This is a genomic window from Pseudoclavibacter sp. RFBI5, assembly GCF_002931395.1.
Lineage (GTDB): Bacteria > Actinomycetota > Actinomycetes > Actinomycetales > Microbacteriaceae > Pseudoclavibacter.
Genome location: NZ_PSYA01000007.1, coordinates 123,626 through 147,398 on the forward strand (window position 1 = coordinate 123,626; position 23,773 = coordinate 147,398).

Here is a 23,773-nt window from a genome sequence, read left to right on the forward strand (position 1 = left end):
ACGGCACCCTCGCGAGAGGAGCACGTCGAGCGCACAAACGATGCACGGCGCAATCACTCGAGAAGGAGTCACTCAGTGAGATTCATCCTAGCCGCGATCGCATTCCTCGGAAGTGTCGCGCTGCTTGTCGTCGGCTGGCTGCAGGTCACGGAAGCGCGGGCGGCCGACACGGTCGTCGCGACGGGCACGCTGACCCAGGAGTCGCCGTTGCTGGTCATCCCCAGCGACACGCTCATCGAGCACGCTGGCACGCAATCCATCACGATCCGCGGCGATGGCCCCATTCGCGTCGCGATCGGGCGCCAGGCGGACATCGCAGGCTGGGTCGGAACGACGCAGCACGAGATCGTCACCCTCGACGACACGAGCGGAGCTCTCGTCTTCACGCCGGGCGAGGCTTCGGCGGATGAGACGACGGCCCCCAACATCCTCGGCAGCGACCTCTGGTTCCAGGAGTACGAGGGGGAGGGGCAGCTCGAGATGCAGCAGACGCTTCCCGTCGGCTTCGCCCTGCTCGTCCAGTCGGACGGGGAGGCCTCCGCGCCCAACGAGATCTCCATCTCCTGGCCGCTCGACGGACGCGCGCCCATGGCCGGTCCGCTCCTGCTCGGCGGCGGAGTCCTGCTGCTGATCTCCCTCGGCCTGCTGCTCTGGGCGCTGCTGAGCATGCGCCGCCGCTCGAAGCCGCAGCGACAGGCTCGCGAGGAGCTCGCCTCCGAGATCCCGGTCGTCGTGCCCGCCTCTGACGGGGGAACCGCGGCGACGCCGGCGTTCTCCTTCGAAGGCTCAACGCAGGTCGCGGACGACGGGCTCGATTCGTCCGAGGTCGATCCGATCGAGCAGTCGCAGAGCGTCGTGGCCGAATCGGTCCGGCTCTCCGAAGGCGACCCTCGATCCATTGAGGCAGACCACGACAGCTTCAGGCCGGTCGAGGAGCCCAGCTGGGCGCCACCGGCCACCGTCGACGCGGCGGACCGGCAGCCCCAGGCTGCCGCCTTCCCTTCCTTCCGGGCCCCGAGCGCCGAGGCAGCAGCAGTCAGCCCGGCACCTGGCGCACCCGTTGCTCCGGCGGTCGACGACCCGTTCAGCTGGAGTGGCCAGGAGGAGGCATCGTCTCCGGATGCCGGCGACTCCCCGTCCGAGTCGGCAGCGCCTCCAGCGGACGACGACACGGACAAGGCGGACTCAGGCAAGTCGGACGACGACGACTCCACCGGTGGCGGGGAGCCTCCCGCTGGCGGTGCGCCTGGCCCTGACGCGACCGCACCATCCGGCGACGCGCCCGCTGCTGAGCCTCAGCAGTGGCGTCGACCCCGCGGTCGCGACCGGAGCCAGGCCCCGAAGCGACTCTTCAGGCTCATCCCAGTGCTGCTCGTCGGATCGATCGCGCTCTCCGGATGCTCCGCCGACTTCTGGCCAGAGCAGTTCGGCGGGTCGACGAGTGCGCCGACGACGCCGACCCCGACCTCCTCGATCGACCAGGCGCTCCTCACCGAGGGCGAGGCACTGCCCGCCGTGAACGCGCAGCAGCTCACGGAGATCCTCGACGACGCAGCCAAGCTCGCCCAGGAAGCGGATGCCGCCAACAAGCCGGATGGGCTGGCGCCGCGATTCACCCAGGCCGCCTACCAGGAGCGCGCAGCCGAGTACAAGGCGAAAGCCGCCGACAACGCGCTGCCCGGCCCCGTGGCCTTCCCGACCGGCGAGATCGTCTACGCCGTGCCGCAGGCCTCCGAGGCCTGGCCGAAGTCGATCTTCGTGGTCCGTGAAGCCGGCGGAGAGACGCCAACGGCACCGTTCGGCATGATGCTCACGCAGTCGACGGCCCGCGACGCCTACAAGGTCGCGTCCATCGTGCAGCTCACCCCCGACGTGACCCTGCCGGAGGCGGCCCCCGTCGAGATCGGAGCCCCCGGTATCGACGGCCTCGCACAGCCGCTTGTCATCGCTCCTGAGGAACTCGCCGCGGCCTACGCCGACGTCATCAGCAACGGCGACGGCTCGCAGTTCGCCGCGCTCTTCTCTCCCGACGGAGATTCCCTGCGCACCCAGATCGCCGATGCCAGGGCGACGGTCTCGGGCGAGATCGACGCGAACGCGGCCCGGATCGAGTTCCAGACCCGGCAGAGCGACGACCCGCCCTTCGGAGTGCAGACGCTCGACGGGGGCGCGATCATCGCGGTCTCCATCGAGGAGGTCGAGAAGCTGAGCGCGCGCACGCAGCTCGCGACGCTGAGCGTCCAGGGCCGCACCGCCGCTCTTGCCGGTGCCAGCTCCTCGTCACTCGGGTTCGAGACGCTCTACACCAACCAGCTCATGTTCTACGTGCCGTCTGAAGCGACAGGCGGCGCAGTCCAACTGCTCGGCTACGCCAACACCATGACCGGCGCACGCCAGCTCAACGCCAACGAGGTTACCTATGGCTGAAACCCCTCCACTCAACCCAGCGAGTCTCTACGGAGCCGTCGATCTCTCCTCGCTCGTCCAGCGCGCGAACACGCCGGCAGGTCAGGAGCCCGGCGCTCCGGCAGCCGGCGCTCCAGGACAGCCCACGCAGCCAGCAGCCGGAGAGCCGGTTGCGACGCTGCCGGACGTCGTGGTCGATGCCGACGAGCAGACGCTCGAGCAGTTCATGCAGCTCTCGCAGTTCCTGCCCGTCATCGTCGAGATGCACGCCGCCTGGTCGAGCGATGCGCAGGCCCTCTCGCCCGTGCTCGCGAACATCGTCCGCAGCGCTGAAGGACGCATCGTGCTCGTGCGGGTCGACCTGGATGCGCATCCGCAGCTCGGGCAGCAGCCGCAGGTCATCGCCATCATCGGCGGTCGGCCGCTGCAGCTCTTCTCCGGCAACCCGCCCCAGGAGCAGATCACGCAGATCGTCGGCGAGATCCTCCAGGTCGCTGCCCAGCAGGGGCTCACGGGCCACGTCGCGGTGGATGCGGCACCTGAGGCCGAGGCGGAGGCCCAGGCCGAGCCTGCCGCACCGCCGCTCCCGCCGCTGCACGCTGAAGCCTTCGAGGCGCTCGAGCGCGGAGACTATCCCGCAGCCATCGACGCCTACGAGCGCGCCCTCGCTGAGCGCCCCGCCGACGACGAGGCTCGCGCCGGCCTCGCCCAGGTGCAGCTCCTCGTCCGGCTCCAGGGCAAGACGCTCGAGGAGATCCGGCAGCGAGGCGCCGCCAACGCGGACGACCTCGATGCGCAGCTCGACGTCGCGGACCTCGACCTGTCGGGCGGGCATATCGATGACGCGTTCGACCGCCTGCTGACGCTGTTCCCGAAGCTCGACGCCGAGGGCAAGACGACGGTGCGCGAACGCCTCCTCGATCTGTTCCTCGTCGTGGGCGTGGCAGACCCCCGCGTGGGGGCTGCACGGGCACGGCTCACGAACCTGCTGTTCTGACCTGAGCTGGCGAGCAGAGCGAGGCCCGGATGCGATCAGATCGCATCCGGGCCTCGCTCCGTTGAGCCTGCGGGTCTCCTAGCCCTCGAACTTGAGCCAGACTGCCGCGAGCGGCGGGAGGGTGATGGCCGCTGACTGCGCGAAACCGTGGGATGCGACGTCCTCGGTCGTGACGGAACCGTAGTTGCCGGCCCCCGAACCCGCGTACGTCTCCGCGTCGGTGTTGAGCACCTCAGACCAGCGTCCGGCGTGTGGCAGGCCGAGGCGGTAGCCGCCGATGGCCTGGTTCGAGAAGTTGAAGATCATCGCGACGTCCGGAGTGCCGTCGAAACCACGGCGCGCGAATGCGAGGACGCTGTTCGCTGCGTCGTCGCCGCTGAGCCACACCATGCCGGACGAGTCGTCGTCGAGCTCCCAGAGCGCGCCCTCGTGCTTCGCGAGACGGTTGAGGTCTCCGACGAGACGCTGGACGCCCGCGTGGCCGGGGTTGTCGAGCTCCCACCAGTCGAGGCCGCGAGACTCGCTCCACTCGGTCTGCTGCGCGAACTCCTGCCCCATGAAGAGCAGCTGCTTGCCCGGGTGGCCCCACTGGTACGCCAGGAAGAGGCGCGTGCCGGCGAGCTTCTGCCACTCGTCGCCTGGCATCTTCGAGTACAGAGACCCCTTGCCGTGGACGACCTCGTCGTGGCTGATGGGAAGCAGGAACCGCTCGCTCCACGCGTACACGAACGAGAACGTCAGGTCTCCCTGGTGGTGGGAGCGGTAGATGGGGTCGCGCTCGACGTACCTGAGGCTGTCGTTCATCCAGCCCATGTTCCATTTGAGGCCGAAGCCGAGGCCGCCCCATTCGGTCGGCTTCGTGACGCCAGCCCAGCTCGTCGACTCCTCGGCGATCATGGCGATACCGGGGTAGAGCTTGTAGGCCGTCGCGTTGACCTCCTGCAGGAAGGCGATGGCCTCGAGATTCTCGCGCCCGCCGTGGATGTTCGGCACCCACTCCTCGCGCGAGTAGTCGAGGTAGAGGATGGAGGCGACGGCGTCGACGCGCAGCCCGTCGATGTGGAACTCCTCGAGCCAGTACAGCGCGTTGGCGACGAGGAAGTTGCGCACCTGGGAGTCACCGAAGTTGAAGACCTTCGTGCCCCAGTCGAGCTGCTCGCCGAGCCGAGGGTCGGCGTGCTCGTAGAGCGCCTGGCCGTCGAACTCGGCGAGGCCGAAGCTGTCCTTCGGGAAGTGGCCGGGCACCCAGTCCATGATGACGCCGTAACCGGCCTGGTGGAGCCGGTCGATGAGGTAGCGCAGGTCGTCGGGCGAGCCGAGGCGGGAGGTCGGCGCGTAGTAGCCGGTGACCTGGTAGCCCCACGAGCCGCCGAAGGGGTGCTCCGAGAGCGGCATGAACTCCACGTGGGTGAACTCGAGGCCGTCGAGGTACTCGACGAGCTGGTCGGCCAGCTCGCGGTAGCCGAGTCCGGGACGCCAGGACATGGCGTGGAGCTCGTAGGTGGTCATGGGGCCCGTGTGCGGGTCCTTCTGCGCCCGGGACGTCATCCAGTCGCCGTCGCCCCACTCGTACGTGCTGGGGTTCGCGATGACCGACGCGGTCTGCGGCGGCTGCTCCGCGTGCAGCGCCAGGGGGTCTGCCTTCTCGACCCAGTCGCCGGAGGCGGTGCGGATTTGGAACTTGTAGGTCTCGTGCGGCGTGACGCCTGGCACGAAGAGCTCCCAGATGCCGAGTGCGTCGAGGCGGCGCAGGGCGTGCGCCCTGCCGTCCCAGCCGTTGAACGAGCCGATGACGCGCACGGCCTGGGCGTGGGGTGCCCAGACGACGAACGAGGTGCCCCAGACGGCGGAGTGGGTGCCCCAGTGCTCGCGGTGGTGGGCACCGAAGACATGCCAGAGGCGCTCGTGGCGCCCCTCGCCGAAGAGGAACTGGTCGACCTCGCCCACGACTGGGAGGAAGCGGTAGGGGTCGTCGACGATGTGCGGAACGCCGTCGCTGTAGACCGTCTCGATGCGGTAGTCGTCGAGGCCGTGCTCGTGCACGCCCTGCCAGATGCCGTGGGCGAGATGCTGCAGCTCGACCCGCTCGCCGCTGGACTCGAGGATCGCGCTGACGCGCTCCGCGAGGGGGCGACGCGCTCGGATGAGCGTGCGCCCGTCTTCCTGCAGGTGCTGTCCGAGGATCGCGTGGGGGCCGGAGTGCGTGCCCTCGGCGACCGAGCGCAGCTCACCCTCGGGAGCGCCGATCGGTGCGGGAGCGGCGGGCTTGAGTTCGTCGGTCATGGTGTTTCCGTTCTCGAGATCGTCCGGTCGCGCCGCCTGGCGCGACCGGACGACGGGTCAGAGTGCCGAGTGCCTGACGCGCAGGATGTGCGCGGGGAGGGTGGATGGGTCGAGGCGCACGTAGTTCGCGCCGCCCCAGACCCATTCGTGCCCGCTGAGGAGGTCTTCCACCCCGAACTCCGTGTCGGACGCGAACCCGAACTTCGTCTGGTCGATGTAGACGGTCGCCTCCTCGATACCGGAGTGGTTGAGGTTCACCGCGACGATCACCGTGTTGGAGACGCCGTCGGCGGCGTACTCGGCGGGCAGGTGCTTGGAGAAGACGAGCACGTTCTCGTTGTCGCTGAACTGCACCTCGAAGTTGCGCAGCTGCTGGAGCGCCGGGTTGGCGCGGCGCAGCTCGTTGAGCTTCGTCAGCAGCGGAGCGAGGGAGTAGCCGCTCGCTTCCTGGGCCGCCCAGTCGCGCTGCTTGAACTCGTACTTCTCGTTGTCGATGTTCTCCTCCGAACCGGGGCGGGCCACGTTCTCGGCGAGCTCGAATCCGGCATAGACCCCCCACAGCGGGGAGGAGGTGGCGGCGACGATCGCTCGGATCTTCGCGGCGTTGCGCCCACCCTTCTGCAGGTACTCGGTGAGGATGTCCGGTGTGTTGACGAAGAAGTTCGGGCGAAGGAAGTCGCTGGACTCCTTCGATACCTCGGTGAGGTACTCCTCGAGCTCCGTCTTCGTGTTGCGCCAGGTGAAGTAGGTATACGACTGCTGGAAGCCGGCCTTCGCGAGCGCGTGCATGATGGCGGGTCGGGTGAACGCCTCGGCGAGGAAGATGACCTCGGGGTGCTTGGCGTTGACCTCGTGGATCAGCCACTCCCAGAACTGCAGGGGCTTCGTATGCGGGTTGTCGACGCGGAAGATCTTGACGCCGAGGTCGATCCAGTACTCGACCGTGTCGAGGACCTCCGCGTACAGGCCGTTGCGGTCGCCGTCGAAGTTGATCGGGTAGATGTCCTGGTACTTCTTCGGCGGGTTCTCGGCGTAGGCGATGCTGCCGTCTGGCAGCTGCGTGAACCAATCAGGATGCTCAGCTACCCACGGGTGGTCGGGGGTCGCCTGCAGGGCGAGGTCGAGGGCGAGCTCCATGCCGTTCTTCTCGACCTCGCTGACGAAGTACCGGAAGTCCTCGACGGTGCCCAGGTCGGGGTGGATGTCGCGGTGGCCGCCTTCTGCGGACCCGATCGCCCACGGGGAGCCCGGGTCTCCAGGCTCCGTCGTGAGGGAGTTGTTCGGCCCCTTGCGGTTGGTGTGCCCGATCGGGTGGATCGGCGGAACGTAGAGCACGTCGAAGTTCATGGCTGCGACCGCAGGCACTCGCTCGGCAGCGGTGCGGAACGTGCCGGAGGTCCAGCTGCCGTCCGCCGCCTGCCTGGCGCCCTCCGAGCGGGGGAAGAACTCGTACCAGGCCGCGTTTCCGGCCAGCGCGCGGTCCACCTGGATGCTGCGCTTGGCCGAGCGCGTCACGAGGGAGCGGACGGGGTGCGCCTCGACGACCTCGAGCACGTCTTCGGCGAGCAGCGAGGCGAGGCGGAAGGAAGCGGACCGGGAGGTGAAGCGCGACGCAGTCGCCGCGTCCCGCAGCACGGCACTCTGATGCGCGGTGAGCTCAGGATTGGTGGCCGCACGGTCGACGACCATCGCGCCGAGCTCGAGCATGACGTCGACATCGATGCCTGCGGGGATCTTGATCTCCGCGTTGTGCTGCCAGGTCGCGAAGTCGTCGTTCCAGGCTTCGACCCACCACTCGTGGGTGCCGGCGGCGGTGACCTGCGCCTCGGCGAGCCACGAGTCGGTGCCCTTCGGGCCAGGCTGCATGCGGATGCGCGTGGCCTCCGCGCCGGGCTCGGTGAGCACGAGCTCGACGCCGATGATGTCGTGTCCCTCGCGGAAGGCGACGCACGAGAAGGGCACGACATCGCCCACGTACCCCTTCGTCGGGAAGAGGTTGTCGACGAGCTGCGGCTGCAGGTCGAGGATGGGGATGCGGCCGATCACCGGGACGTAGCCGGAGCCCGGGAAGGCGTCGCCGGTCGGCGGGAGCGCCGTCGCGACGGCCGCGGCTGCGGCCGGCATCGCCGCTGGAGCCTTCGGCTTGCGCGCCCTTGGCGCCTTGGCCGAGGAGGGCTCGGGTGCTGCCGCTGCGCTCACTGGCGCGTCCTGCGCCGCTGGGGCAGGCTTCGGCGAGGTGCTCGCTCGCTTCGCGGCTGCCCGACGTGGGCGGCTCGGTGGAATCTGGTCGTCTGACGCTGGTGTCGTTGCCACATCCGAACGCTACCAACACCCACCCGCATCGGGGCTGTTCGCGTGTCACGGAATGCGAACGACCCCCCACGCCGTGCGCTAGATGTGGTGGTGTCCCGGCTCGACGTCCACGGCGTAGACCTGCACGGAGGGTCCCTCGAGACCGGTGAGCTGACCTGGGATGAGCACGCGACTGGCGCTGAGCGCCTCGTCCGGGTGCTCGTGCGTCGAGTCCCAGAGGAGCCGGTACCCGGTGATCTCGTCGACGGCTGGCGCGCGGAGCGCCGCGTCGTCCTCGCTGCCGTGCACGACGAGCAGGAGCCGGTCGGTGAGCATCCGCACCCCGTCGACGAGCTCGGCGTCGCCCGTGAAGTCGGCATCGGCTTCCGGGATGTAGGCGTCCAGCAGCACCTGCAGGGTTCGCCCGCCCGGCCCCTGCCAGGAGCCGTCGCCCATGGGGTTGCCGAGCGCGTCGAACCACCGGCGCCTGGTGCCGTGCTCGCTGAGCGCGTGCCCGTGGTTGAAGCTGCTCGGACGCAGCACCTGGTGCTGCGCACGCAGCTCGATGAGCCTGCGCGTGTGCGCGAGCTGGGCGAGCTGGACCTCGCTCAGCTCCCAGGAGAACCAGGTGAGGGGCGAATCCTGGTTGTACGGATTGTTGTTGCCCTTCTGCGACCGCGCGACCTCATCGCCGGCCGTCAGCATGGGCACACCTGCGCTCAGGAGCAGAGTGCCGAGGAGGTTGCGCATGGAGCGCCTGCGCAGCGCTTCGATGTCGTCGCGGTCGCTTGGCCCCTCGACGCCGAAGTTCCAGGAGCGGTTGTCGCCGGTCCCGTCGCGGCCGAGCTCGGCGTTCTGCAGGTTGTGCTTGACGTTGTAGGAGACGAGATCGCGAAGCGTGAAGCCGTCGTGGGCCGTCACGAAGTTGACGGAGGCCAGGGGCCCGCGGTCGTCGCTGAACATGTCGGACGAGCCGGCGAGCGAGGTGCTGAACGCGCCAGCACCCTCGGGATGCACGCCGGAGCTGCGCGCCTCGGCGATGTCCCTGACCCAGAACGAACGTGAGTGGTCGCGGAAGCTGTCGTTCCACTCCGACCAGTCCTCCGGGAAGTTGCCCGTCTGCCAGCCGCCCATGCCGACGTCCCACGGCTCCGCGATGAGCTTCGTGTCGGCCAGGCGGTCGTCGCGGACGATCGCCTCGAGCAGGGGGTGATGCGTCTCGAAGGCATGGTGCGCATTTCGGCCGAGCGTTGCCGCCAGGTCGAAGCGGAAGCCGTCGATGCGGAACTCCTCCACCCAGTACCTGAGCGAGTCGAGGATGAGCTCGCGCACGATCGCCTCCGACGTGTCGAGCGAGTTGCCGCAGCCGGTCTGGTCGACCGGGTTGCCGTGCAGGTCGTGCCGGTAGTACGTGGCGTTGTCGAGGCCGCGGAACATGGACGTCTCGTCGCCGCGCCCACCCTCGGAGGTGTGGTTGTAGACGACGTCGAGGTACACCTCGATGCCCGCTGCGTGCAGGTGCTTGACCATGCCCTTGAACTCGCGCGCGATCGCGTGCGGGCCAGCCGCACGGGCGGCGGGGGAGGCGTAGTCGGCATGCGGGGCGAAGAATCCGAGCGTGTTGTAGCCCCAGTAGTTCGCCATGCCCTGGCGCCGCAGGAACGACTCGGACGCGAACGCGTGCACGGGAAGCAGCTCCACCGCCGTGACGCCGACCGATTGGAGGTAGGCGATCGTGTCCTCGTGCGCGAGGCCGGCGTAGCTGCCACGCAGGTCTTCCGGCATGTGCGGGGCGAGCTGCGTGAATCCCTTGACGTGCGCTTCGTAGACGACGACGTCGCGGAGGGGGAGGAGCGGTGCTCGCACCTGACCCCAGTCGAAGGGCTCGGACTCGACGACCTGGGCGGTCCAGACCGGGACGGCCGGGCTGCCGACGTTCGCGACCTGCCTGGCGTACGGCTCGACGAGCAGCCGATGCCTGTCGAAGGCGTTCGTTCCGCTCGACGGCCCGTCGGCGCGCACGGCGTACCGCTGCCCGTTCACGAGCTCGGCGCATTCTGCCTGCCAGACGCCGCCTGGCATGCTGGCCATCTCGATGGTCCGCGTGACCGTGCCGTCGGCGGCCACGAGGCACAGCGTCATCGAGGTCGCGTGCATCGAGAACACGCGGAGGCGCGCGATTCCCTGGCGGTGGGTCACGCCGAGGTCTGAGCGGGTCTGGGAATCGGGCATGAGGCCTAAACTGTTCGAATCGAGCGGCCGGGCGCCGTCCGGCGGCTTCCTGGTCACATGCGTGCGTCCTGGTGCGCACAGATCGCGCAAGTCTATGTCGAGAGTGAGGCGAGGAGCGAAATGGCCGTTTACCTCGACCACGCCGCGACGACGCCGATGGTGCCGGAGGCGAGGGCTGCGCTGCTCGCGGGACTCGAGCTGACGGGGAATCCGTCGTCGATTCACGGCCACGGGCAGGCAGCGAAGCGGATGCTCGAGGGGGCGCGAGAGCGCGTCGCAGCCGCGCTCGGCGCGGACCCCATCGAGGTCGTGTTCACCTCTGGCGGCACCGAGGCCATCAACCTCGGCGTCAAGGGCCTCTACTGGTCCCGACTGCGGCAGCGGCCGACCCGAACGCGCATCCTGGTGCCTCGAGGTGAGCACCATGCGACGGTGGATGCGCTCGAATGGCTCGCCGCGCACGAGGGAGCGGTCATCGACTGGCTGCCTGTCGATGCAGCAGGCCTCGTCGATCTCGAGGTCGCGGCAGCACGGATGCGCGAGCACGCCGACGAGATCGCCCTGGTCACGGTCATCCTCGCGAACAACGAAGTGGGATCCGTGCAGCCCGTGCGTGCGCTCGCCGAGCTCGCGAACGAGCAGGGGATTCCCGTGCACGTCGACGCCGTCGCGGCGTTCGGGCACATTCCCGTCTCCCTCCGCGATCTCGGCGTCGCGGCGCTCAGCGTCTCCGCGCACAAGATCGGCGGACCCGTCGCGATGGGGGCCCTCGCCCTCGCGCGCGCCCACACGGTCGAGGCGCTGATCCACGGGGGAGGGCAGCAGCGGGGTGTGCGCTCGGGCACGCAGGACGTACCGGCGGCGCTCGCCTTCGCAGCGGCCACCGATGCCGCGATGACGCGTATGGCCGCGGAGGGGGCGCGCCTCGACGGCCTCGCGCTGCGGCTCTCGGAGGGCCTCGAGCGCATTCCGGGCGCGCAGCTCCGAGGGGCACCGCTGGACGGCGCGCTCGTCGATCGCGGCGTGGAGGTCAGGGCGCGGGTGCCCGGGAACGTCCACGTCACCTTCGACGGCTGCCAGGGCGACTCGCTGCTGTTCCTGCTCGACATGGCAGGGTTCTCGGTCTCGACGGGCTCGGCCTGTCAGGCCGGCATCGCGGAGCCCTCTCACGTGCTGCTCGGCATGGGCCTCGACGAGCGTGCGGCGCTCAGCGCGCTCCGCTTCACGCTGGGCGCCTCGACGTCAGCTGCGGACATCGACGCCCTCCTCGCAGTGCTGCCGCGGATCGTGGAGCAGGCGCGCACCGCCGGTTTCTCGGACCGCGCCGTCTAGTTTCGAGTCGTCTCCGCTGAGCAGGCCTCGGCTCTCGCCTCAGTGTCGGCGGATGCGCCTACGCTGACGCCATGACGATGCGAGGCGCTGGAGGCGGGCCCCCTGCCGGAGGCCGCGTGCGCGATGAGTCCGTGCTCCGCGCGGCGAACGAGCAGGCCCCACAGATCGACGACCTATGGCAGCGGGTCATCCGACTGTTCTCGCCGTACCGGCGGAAGATCGCCATCGCGCTGGCACTGGTGCTCGTCACAGCCGCCATCTCGGTGCTGCCTCCGCTGCTCACCGAGCAGGCGTTCGATGTCGGCCTCTTCCCGCCCGATGGAGCTGGGCCGAACATCGGCGAGCTGTGGAAGATCGTCGGGCTCATGGCGCTGCTGTGGGTCGCCTCGAGCGCGCTCGGGGTCGTGCAGACGTACTTCACGGCCAGCGTCGGCAACTCGGTCATGGGCGACCTCCGCGTGCGGCTCTTCGAGCACCTCCAGCGCATGGAGCTCGCGTTCTTCACGCGCACGAAGACCGGCGTCATCCAGTCCCGCCTGCAGAACGACGTCGGCGGCGTCGCATCCACGCTGCAGTCGATGATCACGAGCGTCGTCGGGAACATCGTCACCGTCCTCGCAGCCGTCGTCGCGATGGCACTGCTCTCGTGGCAGCTCACGATCATCGCCTTCGTGCTCATGCCAGCGCTCGTCTGGGCGCAGCGTCGGGTCGGCCAGGTGCGTGCCCGGATCGCGACGAAGACGCAGGAGTCGCTCTCCGAGATGACGGCCATCACGCAGGAGTCGCTGAGCGTCTCCGGAATCCTGCTCGCGAAGTCGTTCGGTCGTGAGGAGGCCGAGGGGCAGCGGTATCGCGCTGAGAACCTCAAGCAGATCGGCCTCCAGGTCAAGCAGACCATGAGCGGCCAGAGCTTCTTCGCGTTCGTGTCGATCGTGTTCTCGCTCGTTCCCGCGGCCGTCTACATCGTCGCCGCGTACCTCATCACGGGTGGCGTCGATCTCACGGCCGGGGCGATCGTCGCCTTCACGACGGTGCAGACGAGACTCACGATGCCGCTCATCGGACTCATGCGCATCGGGCTCGAGGTGCAGACGTCGAAGGCGCTCTTCGCCCGCATCTTCGAGTACCTCGACCTGGCTCCCGCCATCACGCCGTCGCCGTCGCCGACGCCCCTCGACGAGTCGAGGCTCGGCGAGGTGACGTTCGATCACGTGTCGTTCAGCTACCCGGACGCGGAGACCGACTCGGCCCCCACGCTCGACGACGTCTCGTTCACGGTCCGTCCCGGTGAGTTCGTCGCGTTCGTCGGGCCGAGCGGTGCCGGGAAGACGACCATCGGCTACCTGGTTCCGCGGCTCTACGAGGCGTCATCCGGAGCCGTGAGGTTCGCCGGCACCGACGTGCGAGACCTCGACCACGACGCGCTCATCGCCAACACGGGCATCGTGAGCCAGGAGAGCTACCTGTTCCACGCGTCGATCGCAGAGAATCTGCGCTTCGCGAAGCCCGAGGCGACGCAGGCGGAGATCGAGGATGCGTGCCGGCAGGCCAACATCCACGAGACCATCTCGAAGTTCCCCGACGGGTACGAGACGCTGGTGGGGGAGCGCGGGTACCGGCTCTCCGGCGGTGAGAAGCAGCGCGTCGCCATCGCTCGAGTTCTCCTCAAGGACCCGGCCGTCCTGGTCCTCGACGAGGCGACCAGCGCTCTGGACACACGGTCGGAGCGATTCGTGCAGCGTGCGCTGGACGCCGCATCGCGGGGGCGCACGGTGCTCGCCATCGCGCACCGCCTCTCGACGGTGAAGGACGCCGACGTGATCTGCGTCCTCGACGAGGGCCGCATCGTCGAGCGTGGCAGCCACGCAGAGCTCATGGCCGGCGGCGGGCTCTACGCCGCGCTCCACGAGGAGCAGCGCACCGACGTCGAGCCAGAGCTCGAATCCTGACTCAGCGGGCCAGCTGGATCTCGTCTTCGATCTTCCACTTGCCAGCAAGCGCGGGGGCGAGTGGGATGACGCCGAGGGTGAGCACGGCGAGGAGGCCAAGCGGGATCGACCAGTTGCCCGTCGCCGTGGCCAGCACGCCGACCGTGAACGGCGCGAGGGCAGCGAGGGCGTAGCCGACGAGCTGGACGAAGCCGCTCAGGATGGCCGACCCGCGCTGGCCCGATGCGCGAAGGCCGATGAGCGTGAGGCAGATGGGGAAGATCAGCTGCCCGAAGCCGATGAGCAGCACCCAGACGACGGGGGCTGCCGTCGGGGCCAGGATGAGGCCCAGGTAGCCGAGCGCGAAGCCGGCCGCCGCGGAGATGAGCGGCCACGTGGTGCCGAGGTGCTTGATGACAAGCGGGGTTGCCAGCGAGAGCGGGATGCCCATGGCCGCGAACAGCGAGAGGTAGCCGGCCGCGGCGACCGTGTCTGCCCCCGCCCGCTCCTGCAGGATCGTGGGGAGCCAGCCGAAGCAGCAGTACGCGTTCATCGACGAGATCGCGAAGGTCGTGGCGAGCGCCCATGCCCGCTTGGAACGCCAGATGGAGCGTGCGGGCCGTGCGGGCTTGCCGTTCGGCAGCGTCACGGCGCCCGTCGTCTCGGGCACGTGTCCGCGCGCCGCTCGCACCTGCGCGCGAACGAGGAGGATGAGCCACGGCACGGCTGCCGAGGCTGCGACGATGCCCCACATCGAGAGCGAGGTGCGCCAGCCGGAGGCCAGGGCGACGGGCGCCGCGAGCAGCGGAGGCAGCATCGTGCCGAGCGCGACGACGATCGCGTAGGTGGAGGTCATGACGGGGATGCGCGACCGGAAGTACGTGACGACGACCGGAGGCAGGAGGATGTTGCCGATGCCCATGCCGAGGAGGGCGATGCCGCTGCCGCCGAGGAGGGTGGGGACGTCGGGGGCCGCGCCTCGGAGCAGGTGGCCGGCGATGATGGCGGCCAGGGCGAGGACGATGAGCAGCTCGAGGCGCACGCGACGCAGCAGCCACGGGGTGAAGAGGCCGGCGATCGCGAACGCGACGGGAGGCAGCATCGTGAGAAGCCCGGTGGTGGCGCCCTGGAGCGGGAGGTCGACGGAGATGAGATCGAAGATCGGCGAGGCGTTGGTGACGGCGGTCCTCAGGTTCAGTGCGAGGAGCACCAGCGCGAGGACGGCGAGTGCCGTCCAGAACCACGGGGACCGTGCGCTGCCTGAGGGGTTCGGAGCGGGGAGAGTCGACACGAGGTGCCACTGTACCCAGGACCTGCACAGGAAAGTTGCACTTGTGAAACTTTGCACTCATGCATATTCTTGAGTGGTGTCGAACCCAGCCCTCTCCCTCCGCGAACGCAACCGCATCGACTGCTGGCACGCCATCCACGATGCCGCTGCCGACCTCACGATCGAGCGGGGCCTCGACGAGACCACGATCGACGCGATCAGCGATCGCGCCGGCGTCTCACGCCGAACCTTCTTCAACTACTTCCCGAGCAAAGAGGATGCGGTGCTCGGCATGCAGGCACCGACCCTGCCCGACGGCGCCCTCGAGGACTTCCGCGCAAGCGCGGGTGACTCGTTCGGCCGCACGATGCGGCTCATGCTGGCCGTCCTTGATTCGGCGATCCCCGACCACGACGACTTCCCGCGGCGGCGCACGCTCGCCGACCAGAACCCAGTGCTCGAGGAGCGCCTCAGGCGCCACATCAGCGCGGCTGAGGACATCGTCCTCGCGATCCTGACCGAGCAGGACGGCGACAGCTCGACCGAGCCGCTGCCTGACGGCATCGAGTCCGCCAAGGCACTCCTGTCGCTCGCCGCCACCATCCTGCGCTTCACCAGCCGGAACGACCCCCACGGCATCCTGGTCGACCGGGAAGCCGCCATCAACCGTTCTATCGACGTATTCAGGAAAGCGATCTCAGAATCCCTATGACGACTCCCCCCAGCATCGATTCGCAGGCCCGCGCCGAGACCGGCACAGGAACCGGCGCGGGCGACGGCGCGCGCGCAGCGAGGCCCGCGGCTGGCGCGACGACCGGCACGTCCCACAAGCGGAGCATCGTTCCGCTCTTCCTCGGCCTGATGGTCACGATGCTCATGGCATCGCTCAACAACACGGTCCTCTCCAGCGCCATGCCGACCATCGTGGGGGAGCTCCACGGAGTCGAGCACATGAGCTGGGTCGTGACGTCGTTCATCCTGGCGTCGACCGTCATGATGCCGGTCTACGGCAACCTCTCCGACCTGTTCGGACGCAAGCCGCTGCTGCTCATCGCCATCGGGCTGTTCATCGCCGGCTCGGTGCTCGGCGGACTGGCTCCCTCGATCGAGCTGCTCATCGGCGCGCGCATCGTCCAGGGGCTCGGCGGCGGTGGCCTCATGATCCTGTCGCAGGCCGCCATCGCCGACGTCGTCCCCGCGCGCGAGCGTGGCAAGTACATGGGGGTCATGGGCGCTGTCTTCGCCTTCTCCTCCGTGGCGGGCCCGCTGCTCGGTGGCTGGTTCACGGAGGGGCCGGGATGGCGCTGGGTGTTCTGGATCAACCTGCCACTCGGTGCTCTTGCGCTGCTGGCGACGATCTTCCTCCTCCGTCTCCCCAAGCGCCCCGCGCAGGAGCGCACTCGGATCGATGTCAGCGGCATGGCCCTCATCTCGCTCGCGACGACCGCGCTCGTGCTCGTCGGAACCTGGGGCGGGTCGCAGTACGCGTGGACATCGCCGACGATCCTGCTGCTCGCAGCGCTTGCCGTCGTCTCGGCCACGGCGTTCGTCTTCGTCGAGCGCGGTGCCGCCAACCCGATCATGCCGCTCGGCATGTTCCGCGACCGCAACTTCATCCTGACGACGATCGCCAGCCTCTCCACGGGCGTCATCATGTTCGGCACGCTCGGCTACATGCCGACCTACCTGCAGATGGTGACGGGGTCCGGACCAACGGTGTCCGGCCTGCTGATGACCCCCATGATGGGTGCGCTGCTGATCACATCGATCCTGAGCGGCCAGTACGTCTCGCGCACGGGGCGCTACAAGTGGGTGCCCATCGCGGGGTCCGCCGTGCTCGGTGCCGGGCTCCTGGTGCTCTCGTTCGTCACGGTCGACAGCCCGGTGTGGATGATCTGCGTCGCCCTCGGCATCATGGGAATCGGACTCGGCGGGAGCATGCAGCTGCTCACGCTCATCGTGCAGAACTCGTTCCCCGCTCGCATCGTGGGCACCGCGACGGCGGCCAACAACTACTTCCGCCAGGTCGGCGCGACGCTCGGCTCCGCGGTTGTGGGCTCGGTCTTCGCAGCGCGGCTGACGCAGATGGTGGCCGACCGTCTTCCGGACGGGGCTGCCGCCGAGGACGGCGCGAGCTCCTTCACGCCGGCGGCGATCGCTGAGCTGCCCGATCAGCTCAGGGCCATCATCGTCGGCTCGTACAACGAGGCGCTCATCCCGATCTTCCTCGCGCTTGTGCCCCTGACGGTCATCTCCATCATCGCGCTGTCCTTCCTGAAGGAGAAGCCGCTCGCGACCGGTGCTGAGCCGGCCACGACAACCTCGGCGACGCACATCGGCTGACCCCTACCTGTTCCGCACACGGGGCGGTGTCGGAGGCCCGACGTACACTTATCCGGTGAAAGTTCTAGCCGCCATGAGCGGCGGGGTCGATTCCGCCGTCGCAGCAGCCCGAGCCGTCGAGGCCGGGCACGAAGTCATCGGCGTGCACCTCGCGCTCTCCCGAATGCCAGGCACGCTCCGCACGGGGTCTCGAGGGTGCTGCACCATCGAGGACTCGATGGACGCCCGTCGTGCCGCCGACCTCCTCGGCATCCCGTTCTATGTGTGGGACTTCTCCGAGCGGTTCAAGCTCGATGTCGTCGATGACTTCATCGCGGAGTACAGCGCCGGCCGCACGCCGAATCCCTGCATGCGCTGCAACGAGAAGATCAAGTTCGCGGCGCTCCTCGAGAAGGCCATCGACCTCGGGTTCGATGCCGTGTGCACGGGGCACTACGCCACCCTCGCGACGGGCGAGGACGGACTCGTCGAACTGCACCGAGCGAGTGCTTGGGCGAAAGACCAGTCGTACGTGCTCGGCGTGCTCACCCAGCAGCAGCTCGAGCACTGCTACTTCCCGCTCGGAGACACGCCCTCCAAGGATCTCGTCCGTGCGGAGGCCGCCGAGCGCGGAATCAGCGTCGCGCAGAAGCCCGACTCGCACGACATCTGCTTCATCCCAGACGGCGACACTCGGGGATGGCTCGGTGACCGCATCGGCACAGCCACCGGCGAGGTCGTCGACAGCGCCGGGGCGAAGCTCGGCGAGCACGACGGAGCGACGGCCTACACCGTCGGCCAACGCAAGGGGCTCCGGCTCGGCGTTCCAGCCCCGGACGGGAAGCCGCGGTTCGTGCTCGAGATTCGCCCGAAGACCAACGAGGTCGTCGTGGGGCCGAAGGAGGCGCTCAACATCGCGGAGATCGCCGGCCAGCGGATGAGCTGGACGGGCGCCGCGAAGACGGAGGCCGACGGCGCGTTCCGCTGCGACGTCCAGATCCGCGCCCACGCCGATCCGGTCCCCGCCACCGCGCGTGTGAGCACGAGCGCCGCGAGCACGCGTGACGACGCCACCATCCCGGGCGTCGAGTGGAGCGTGGTCGTCGACGAGCCGCTTGTCGGGGTCGCACCAGGCCAGACCGCCGTGGTCTACGTCGGCACGAGCGTGCTCGGCCAGTTCACGATCGACCGAACCGTGAGCGCCGTGCAGGAGAGCACCGCGCAAGATGGCGTTGCAGGCAGCGCAGACGGGCAGGAGGCGGCATGAGCAAGCAGGCTGAGGGCTCGGTCCTGAAAGACGGCGAGGCGATGGACATGCTCACCGACCGAGCGGAGCGCTGGGCGGCGAAGTACAAGAACCTCTCCGACTCGGAGCGCTGGCGCAGTGACTACGACGAGCACTTCGATGCGCCAGCCCTCCAGCTCGCGAAGCGCTGCACCCTGGAGGCGCGCCCGTTCGGAGTGAAGGACTGGATCCTCGCCCTCGTGCTCTGGTTCCTCATCGGCGGCACGGTGTTCCTCGCCTCGAACTTCCTCATGCAGCTCGAACCCACCTGGCAGATCGTGTTCGCCGTCTTCGCGGTGCTCATCGCCGTCGTCGGCATCATGCAGAGCTACCTCGAGACGACCAGCGAGCGGCGCGCCGCCAAGCGCCTCGCGGGCAAGAAGGACTGGCTGCTCTCCGTGAGCCGCAAGGCAGCGATGGCGACTCTGAGCTCCCGTGCAGGAGCGACAGCGTGACGAGCTTCGAGGATGCACGGGAACGCGTCGCCGAGGTGCGGGAGCTCGTCGCCGAGTACCAGGCGGCGTACTACGAGCGTGACGCGCAGCTCGTCTCGGACGCCGAGTACGACACGCTCGTCCGCGAGCTCGACGAGCTGGAGCGCGAGCATCCCGAGCTGCAGTCGCAGGACTCCCCGACGCAGACGGTCGGCGGCGGCGTCGCTGACGGCCTGCGGCCCATCGAGCACGCGGAGCGCATGCTCTCCCTCGACAACGTCTTCTCGATCGACGAGCTGCGCGAGTGGTGCGCCAAGACGGAGGCGGCCGCGGGTCGCCGAGTCGCCTGGCTCACGGAGCTGAAGATCGACGGCCTCGCCATCGCCCTGCGCTACGAGCACGGCAGGCTCGTCACCGCGGCAACTCGCGGTGACGGTCGCACGGGCGAGGAGGTCACGCAGAACGCGCTGCAGATCGACGGCATCCCCGAAGCGCTCTCGGGCGAGGGGCACCCGCCGATCGTCGAGGTCCGAGGTGAGGTCTTCATCCCGGTCGCCGCGTTCACGCAGCTCAACGAGTTCCAGGCGTCGCTGCGCCCCCGTGCCGTCGACGAGTACCGGGCGAGGTGGGAAGCCCGGCCCGCCGCGACGCGCGGTGAGTTCGACGAGCAGGCCGAGCTGGAGCGGGCCACGAAGCGATTCCCCGACTTCGCGAACCCGCGCAACGCGGCCAGCGGGGGCCTGCGGCAGCAGCTCGAGAAGAAGAGCGGCCTCGAACGCGAGGCCGGCGAGCTCCGACTCCACTCGCTGCGGATGTACGTCCACGGGATCGGCGCGTGGCCCTCACCACCGGTCGATTCGCAGAGCCAGGTCTACGAGCTCCTCGCAGGATGGGGCCTGCCCGTCACCCCGTACGCCAAGGTCGCCGAGGCGGTCGACGACGTCGTCGACTTCGTCGAGCACTACGGGGCCGAACGCCACTCCGTCGAGCACGAGCTGGACGGCATCGTCGTGAAGGTCGACGAGCTCGAGCTGCACGACGAGCTCGGCATGACCAGCCGCGCGCCGCGCTGGGCCATCGCCTACAAGTACCCGCCAGAAGAGGTGCACACGAAGCTCCTCGACATCGCGGCGAGCGTGGGACGCACTGGGCGCGTCACGCCCTTCGCGATCATGGCACCCGTCAAGGTGGCGGGCAGCGTCGTGCGGATGGCGACCCTCCACAACCAGGACGTGGTGCGGGTCAAGGGCGTCAAGATCGGCGACACGGTCGTGCTGCGCAAGGCCGGGGACGTCATCCCGGAGGTGCTCGGGCCGGTGCTCGAGCTGCGCGGAGACGACGTGCGCGACTTCGTCATGCCGAGCGATTGCCCGGAGTGCGGGACCCCGTTGCGTCCCATGAAGGAGGGCGACGTCGACCTGCGCTGCCCGAACGCCCGCTCGTGTCCTGCCCAGGTCCGAGGCCGAGTCGAGCACATCGGCTCGCGCGGGGGACTCGACATCGATGCGCTCGGCGAGGTGACCGCCGCAGCGCTGACCCAGCCGACGGTGCCCGAGCTGCCTCCGCTCGAGACCGAGGCTCGGCTCTTCGCGCTCACCCTCGAGGAGATCGTCCCCATCGAGGTCGTCGTCCGCGACTCGGAGACGGGAGAGCCCAGGACCGACGATGAGACGGGCGAGCTCATCCGACGAGCTCCGTTCCAGAAGGTCTCACTCGTCTACCCGCCGGGCTCCGAGGAGATGACGCCCGCCGAGCGGCGCAAGGCCGGCATCAAGAAGGACTTCAGGCTCGTCGAGCCCTCCAAGCAGGCGACGACCCTCCTCGAGCAGCTCGAGGTCGCCAAGACGAAAGACCTCTGGCGTCAGCTCGTCTCGCTCAACATCCGCCACGTCGGCCCCGTTGCCGCGCGGGCACTCGCGGACTGGTTCGGTTCCCTCGAGGCGATCGAGGCGGCTCCGGCCGAGGAGCTCGCCCAGGTCGAAGGCGTCGGCCCGACCATCGCGGACGCGATCGTCGAGTGGCTCGCGGAAGACTGGCACCGTGACATCGTCGAGGCCTGGCGGGCTGCCGGAGTGCGCTTCGCCACGCCGGACCATCCGGGCCCCGGCGCGCGGACCAGCACCGAGGGGCCGCTCTCCGGCCTGAGCGTCGTGGCGACGGGAACCCTCGAGGGGTTCACGCGGGACGGCGCCAAGGAGGCGATCATCGCCGCCGGCGGGAAGGCCGCTGGCAGCGTGTCGAAGAAGACCGACTTCGTCGCGGCAGGGCCCGGAGCGGGCTCGAAGCTGACGAAGGCCGAGGAGCTCGGCATCCCCATCCTCGACGCAGACGGCTTCCGCCTGCTCCTCGAAGGTGGACCCAGCGCGGTCGAGCACCTGCGAGCTGACGCGGAATGAGAGCTCGGCGCGCACCGACGACAGGAAGCGGACTCCGAGGCGGCGGACCGGTCGCTCGGCTACAGTGTGCAGGCCGTGGCAATGGCTCGCCGCGGGGGAACGGGGAACCATGCTCAGCGTGAGCTTGCAAGATCTGGCGGACGACGCCGCCATCCTCCACTTCGACGCGCACGCGCAGCTCACGGAGCAGCTCGGCGACGCCGGATGGGACGTCGACCTCACCGCCCCGTCGATCACGTACCAGACCCAACCGACCGCGACGGTGCTTCCGGTGCAGCTCATCGGCAGCGTCGCGCAGAGCGCCGGCACGTGGATGTGGGGCTGGAACAACGTCAACGGCTTCCCGGAGCAGGCCATCGAGCTTGCCGGCCGGGTGCGCTCGTTCGTGCTCGACGGTGGCCCAGAGCAGCTCTCCTCGTCGGTCGTGAAGACCGACGAGGCGTCTCCGCTCCACCTCGTCCTCGCGGCCAAGGCGCTGACGCGCTCACGCGACAGCGTCGTCGTGGAAGCGGCGCCCGGCGTCCAGGTGCATCTCATGGTGCAGGCGGGGCCCGACGCGGCCACAACCGCAGAACGTGCGACCCGCGCCATCCTCGACGCCGTCGACGCGGGTGTCCTGAGCGACCACGTGCGTGCCCTGCACTCCTACGCGGCGCGGACGCACTCGCAGCTCCAGCGCACGGGAGCCGCCAGCTACGAGCTGGCGACCGGCGACGGACTGGTCGAGATCACACTCGACGACGCCCAGCAGGTGCTCGTGGTGCGCGTGGCACCCGCCGCCGCGGTCCCGACCGGAGACGACAGCGCTCCCGAGGTCGCCGTCGAGCCCGCGCCCGTCTCGGAGCCCGCGCCGATTTCGGAGCCTGAGCCCACTAGGGAACCCGACCCCGCTCGGGAGCCCGCGCCTCTCTCGGATCCCGCGCCCGTTCCTCATCCCGGTGTCGAGCACACCACCGCAGCGGACCCCCATCCGGCTCCCGAATCGGCCGCGGACACCCCCTCCTCTTCGCTGACCGCCCCATCGGCCACCCTCGACTCGCGCACCGAGGGCGAGCAGGGTCCAGAGGCCGAGCTTTCATCGGAGAGCCAAGCGCCGACCGAGCTGCACGTCAGCCCCACCGCCTCCTCGACCGACGCTCCGCCGGTGCATCCTCGCGAGGCGCCGTCGTTCGAGGCCCAGCAGCCCGCGCCCGTCCCGGTCGTGCCGCCGGCGGGGCTCCCGACTCCGCCTCCGCCCGTCGTGCCGGCTTCGGCTCCGTACGTGCCGATCCCGCAGCGCCGGGATCAGCCGAGCGCGGCGTCGGCGTCGCAGGCGCCAGCAGCATCCTCGGCTACTGACCAGCAGCAGGCGCCGAGCGCGCCCTGGCAGCCCTTCGACGCCTCGCCCCGATGGGAGCGCACACCAGCATCCGCCGTCGCTCCTCCCAACGGCGGACCTCCGCCCGTGCCAGCACCTGCGCCTGGTGAGGGCGCGGCCCAGGGGTTCCTGCCGCCGCACCTGGCCAACCCGCCGCAGGTGGCTCCGCCGACGCAGTTCGGGCAGCCGAGCAACCAGGGCCAGCCTCCTCGTCAGGGCTGGCCGCAGCCCGGCGCCCAGCCCGGGCCTGGCCAAGGCCAGGGAGCGTGGCAACAACCTCAGCCGCAGCAGAATCCCGGACAGGCCTACCCGGCGGGGCAGTCATTCCCGGGCCAGCAGACGACGGGGCAGCAGTTCCCAGGGCAGCAGTTCCCGGGTCAGCAGTTCCCGGGTCAGCAGGCGCCGGGGCAGCAGTTCCCGGGCCAGCAGGCTCCAGGTCGGCAGTTTTCGGGTCAGCAGAATCAGGGAACCCAGGGTCAGGGGCAGCCTGGCCCGGCAGGCGGGTATCAGCCTCAGGCTCCATGGGGTGCAGCGCGCCCCGGACAGGGTCAGCAGCCAGGGCCGCAGGGCCAGCCGCAGGGGCGGCCGCCGCAGCAAGGGGGTTCCTGGCAGGGGCAGCAGCCGGCAGCCGGCAACGACTTCGGTCGCGCGCCGTCCCAGCAGCAGCGTGACCCACGCCAGGGACAGCCGCAGTATCCGGGCCAGCACAACCAGGGTCAGCAGCAGCCGGGCCAGCACAACCAGGGCCGGCAGCAGCCGGGCCAGCCCAACCCGGGCCAGCCCAACCCGGGCCAGCCCAACCCGGGCCAGCCCAACCCGGGCCAGCCGTACCCCGGCCAGCAGCAGCCAGGCCAGCCGTACCCGGGCACTCCCTACCCTGGCCCGGCCGGGGGCTTCGATCCCCGCCAGCAGGGCGCCCCGCAGCAGTTCCCGCCGACGCGCGGCCCGCAGCAGAACCCGCAGCCCGGCGGATGGAACGGCCAGCCTGCGCGAACGCAGCCCCAGCACGGCCAGCCGCCGTACCAGGGCCAGCCGCAGTCTCCTGGCCAACCGCCGTACCAGGGGCAGCCGCAGTACCCGGGGCAACAGCCCGCTCAGCCGGGTCAGCCGCCCTACCAGGGGCAGCCGCAGTACCCGGGACAGCAGCCCGCCCAGCCGGGTCAGCCCGGATACGACCCCCGCTGGCAGGGCAATGGGCCATCGTCCCAGCCTCCCCAGCAGCAGCCACCACGCCAGTAG

At 69.6% G+C, this 23,773-nt stretch carries 14 protein-coding genes; 10 read left to right on the forward strand and 4 right to left on the reverse strand.

The genetic code is table 11. The annotated features are described in order from the left end of the window. Positions 1–75: 75 nt before the first annotated feature. Positions 76–2,427, forward strand: coding sequence for a hypothetical protein (locus tag C5E06_RS05530; protein ID WP_104306246.1), 2,352 nt, complete (start codon positions 76–78; stop codon positions 2,425–2,427). Further along, positions 2,420–3,403, forward strand: a complete 984-nt coding sequence (locus tag C5E06_RS05535) for a tetratricopeptide repeat protein (protein ID WP_104240697.1) — start codon at positions 2,420–2,422, stop codon at positions 3,401–3,403. Before C5E06_RS05530 ends, C5E06_RS05535 begins: the two co-directional genes overlap by 8 nt. Positions 3,404–3,481: 78 nt before the next feature. Here the strand turns inward: C5E06_RS05535 and glgB are convergent, their stop codons facing one another. The 3 genes from glgB to glgX all read right to left on the reverse strand — a co-directional run bounded on the left by glgB (position 3,482) and on the right by glgX (position 10,210). After that, the gene (gene glgB / locus C5E06_RS05540; RefSeq protein ID WP_104306247.1) at positions 3,482–5,686 is read right to left on the reverse strand and encodes a 1,4-alpha-glucan branching protein GlgB; all 2,205 of its coding nucleotides are present in this window, start codon (positions 5,684–5,686) and stop codon (positions 3,482–3,484) included. A gap of 57 nt (positions 5,687–5,743) precedes the next feature. Then, positions 5,744–7,810, reverse strand: a complete 2,067-nt coding sequence (locus C5E06_RS05545) for an alpha-1,4-glucan--maltose-1-phosphate maltosyltransferase (RefSeq protein ID WP_104240784.1) — start codon at positions 7,808–7,810, stop codon at positions 5,744–5,746. Between the two features lie 267 nt (positions 7,811–8,077). Beyond that, a complete protein-coding gene (gene glgX, locus C5E06_RS05550) occupies positions 8,078–10,210 on the reverse strand; it encodes a glycogen debranching protein GlgX (protein WP_104306248.1) in 2,133 nt (710 codons plus the stop codon). Positions 10,211–10,330: 120 nt separating this feature from the next. On the opposite strand from glgX, the gene C5E06_RS05555 reads away from it, so the two are divergent. Both C5E06_RS05555 and C5E06_RS05560 read left to right on the forward strand, forming a co-directional pair. Then, on the forward strand, positions 10,331–11,542 hold the full coding sequence (locus C5E06_RS05555; protein WP_104306249.1) for a cysteine desulfurase family protein: 1,212 nt from the start codon (positions 10,331–10,333) through the stop codon (positions 11,540–11,542). Positions 11,543–11,613: 71 nt separating this feature from the next. Next, complete coding sequence (locus C5E06_RS05560) at positions 11,614–13,491, forward strand: ABC transporter ATP-binding protein (RefSeq protein ID WP_104306250.1); 1,878 nt, start codon at positions 11,614–11,616, stop codon at positions 13,489–13,491. A gap of 1 nt (position 13,492) precedes the next feature. Here C5E06_RS05560 and C5E06_RS05565 read toward each other — a convergent pair whose 3' ends face one another. After that, on the reverse strand, positions 13,493–14,761 hold the full coding sequence (locus C5E06_RS05565) for a CynX/NimT family MFS transporter (RefSeq protein WP_181062899.1): 1,269 nt from the start codon (positions 14,759–14,761) through the stop codon (positions 13,493–13,495). Positions 14,762–14,837: 76 nt separating this feature from the next. Between C5E06_RS05565 and C5E06_RS05570 the strand changes: the two genes are divergently transcribed. From C5E06_RS05570 to C5E06_RS05595, 6 genes are all read left to right on the forward strand, one after another. After that, complete coding sequence (locus C5E06_RS05570; RefSeq protein ID WP_160072457.1) at positions 14,838–15,452, forward strand: TetR/AcrR family transcriptional regulator; 615 nt, start codon at positions 14,838–14,840, stop codon at positions 15,450–15,452. After that, on the forward strand, positions 15,449–17,083 hold the full coding sequence (locus C5E06_RS05575) for an MDR family MFS transporter (protein ID WP_104306252.1): 1,635 nt from the start codon (positions 15,449–15,451) through the stop codon (positions 17,081–17,083). Before C5E06_RS05570 ends, C5E06_RS05575 begins: the two co-directional genes overlap by 4 nt. Before the next feature lie 55 nt (positions 17,084–17,138). Continuing rightward, the gene (mnmA, locus tag C5E06_RS05580) at positions 17,139–18,329 is read left to right on the forward strand and encodes a tRNA 2-thiouridine(34) synthase MnmA (protein WP_258067521.1); all 1,191 of its coding nucleotides are present in this window, start codon (positions 17,139–17,141) and stop codon (positions 18,327–18,329) included. Then, positions 18,326–18,802 (forward strand): hypothetical protein, encoded by a 477-nt coding sequence (locus C5E06_RS05585; RefSeq protein ID WP_104306254.1) that lies wholly within the window; start codon positions 18,326–18,328, stop codon positions 18,800–18,802. Before mnmA ends, C5E06_RS05585 begins: the two co-directional genes overlap by 4 nt. Next, the gene (ligA, locus tag C5E06_RS05590) at positions 18,799–21,177 is read left to right on the forward strand and encodes an NAD-dependent DNA ligase LigA (protein ID WP_104306255.1); all 2,379 of its coding nucleotides are present in this window, start codon (positions 18,799–18,801) and stop codon (positions 21,175–21,177) included. The genes C5E06_RS05585 and ligA overlap by 4 nt, the downstream gene beginning before the upstream one ends. A 118-nt stretch (positions 21,178–21,295) precedes the next feature. Then, a complete protein-coding gene (locus C5E06_RS05595; protein ID WP_146081315.1) occupies positions 21,296–23,773 on the forward strand; it encodes a DUF6882 domain-containing protein in 2,478 nt (825 codons plus the stop codon).

Bases quoted from the DNA above. Each gene is read 5' to 3' on its own strand.
- C5E06_RS05575 (WP_104306252.1), top strand. From the start codon at position 15,449: ATGACGACTCCCCCCAGCATCGATTCGCAGGCCCGCGCCGAGACCGGC.
- glgX (WP_104306248.1), bottom strand. From the start codon at position 10,210: ATGCCCGATTCCCAGACCCGCTCAGACCTCGGCGTGACCCACCGCCAG.
- C5E06_RS05535 (WP_104240697.1), top strand. From the start codon at position 2,420: ATGGCTGAAACCCCTCCACTCAACCCAGCGAGTCTCTACGGAGCCGTC.
- C5E06_RS05555 (WP_104306249.1), top strand. From the start codon at position 10,331: ATGGCCGTTTACCTCGACCACGCCGCGACGACGCCGATGGTGCCGGAG.
- C5E06_RS05560 (WP_104306250.1), top strand. From the start codon at position 11,614: ATGACGATGCGAGGCGCTGGAGGCGGGCCCCCTGCCGGAGGCCGCGTG.
- glgB (WP_104306247.1), bottom strand. From the start codon at position 5,686: ATGACCGACGAACTCAAGCCCGCCGCTCCCGCACCGATCGGCGCTCCC.
- C5E06_RS05545 (WP_104240784.1), bottom strand. From the start codon at position 7,810: ATGCCGGCCGCAGCCGCGGCCGTCGCGACGGCGCTCCCGCCGACCGGC.
- C5E06_RS05585 (WP_104306254.1), top strand. From the start codon at position 18,326: ATGAGCAAGCAGGCTGAGGGCTCGGTCCTGAAAGACGGCGAGGCGATG.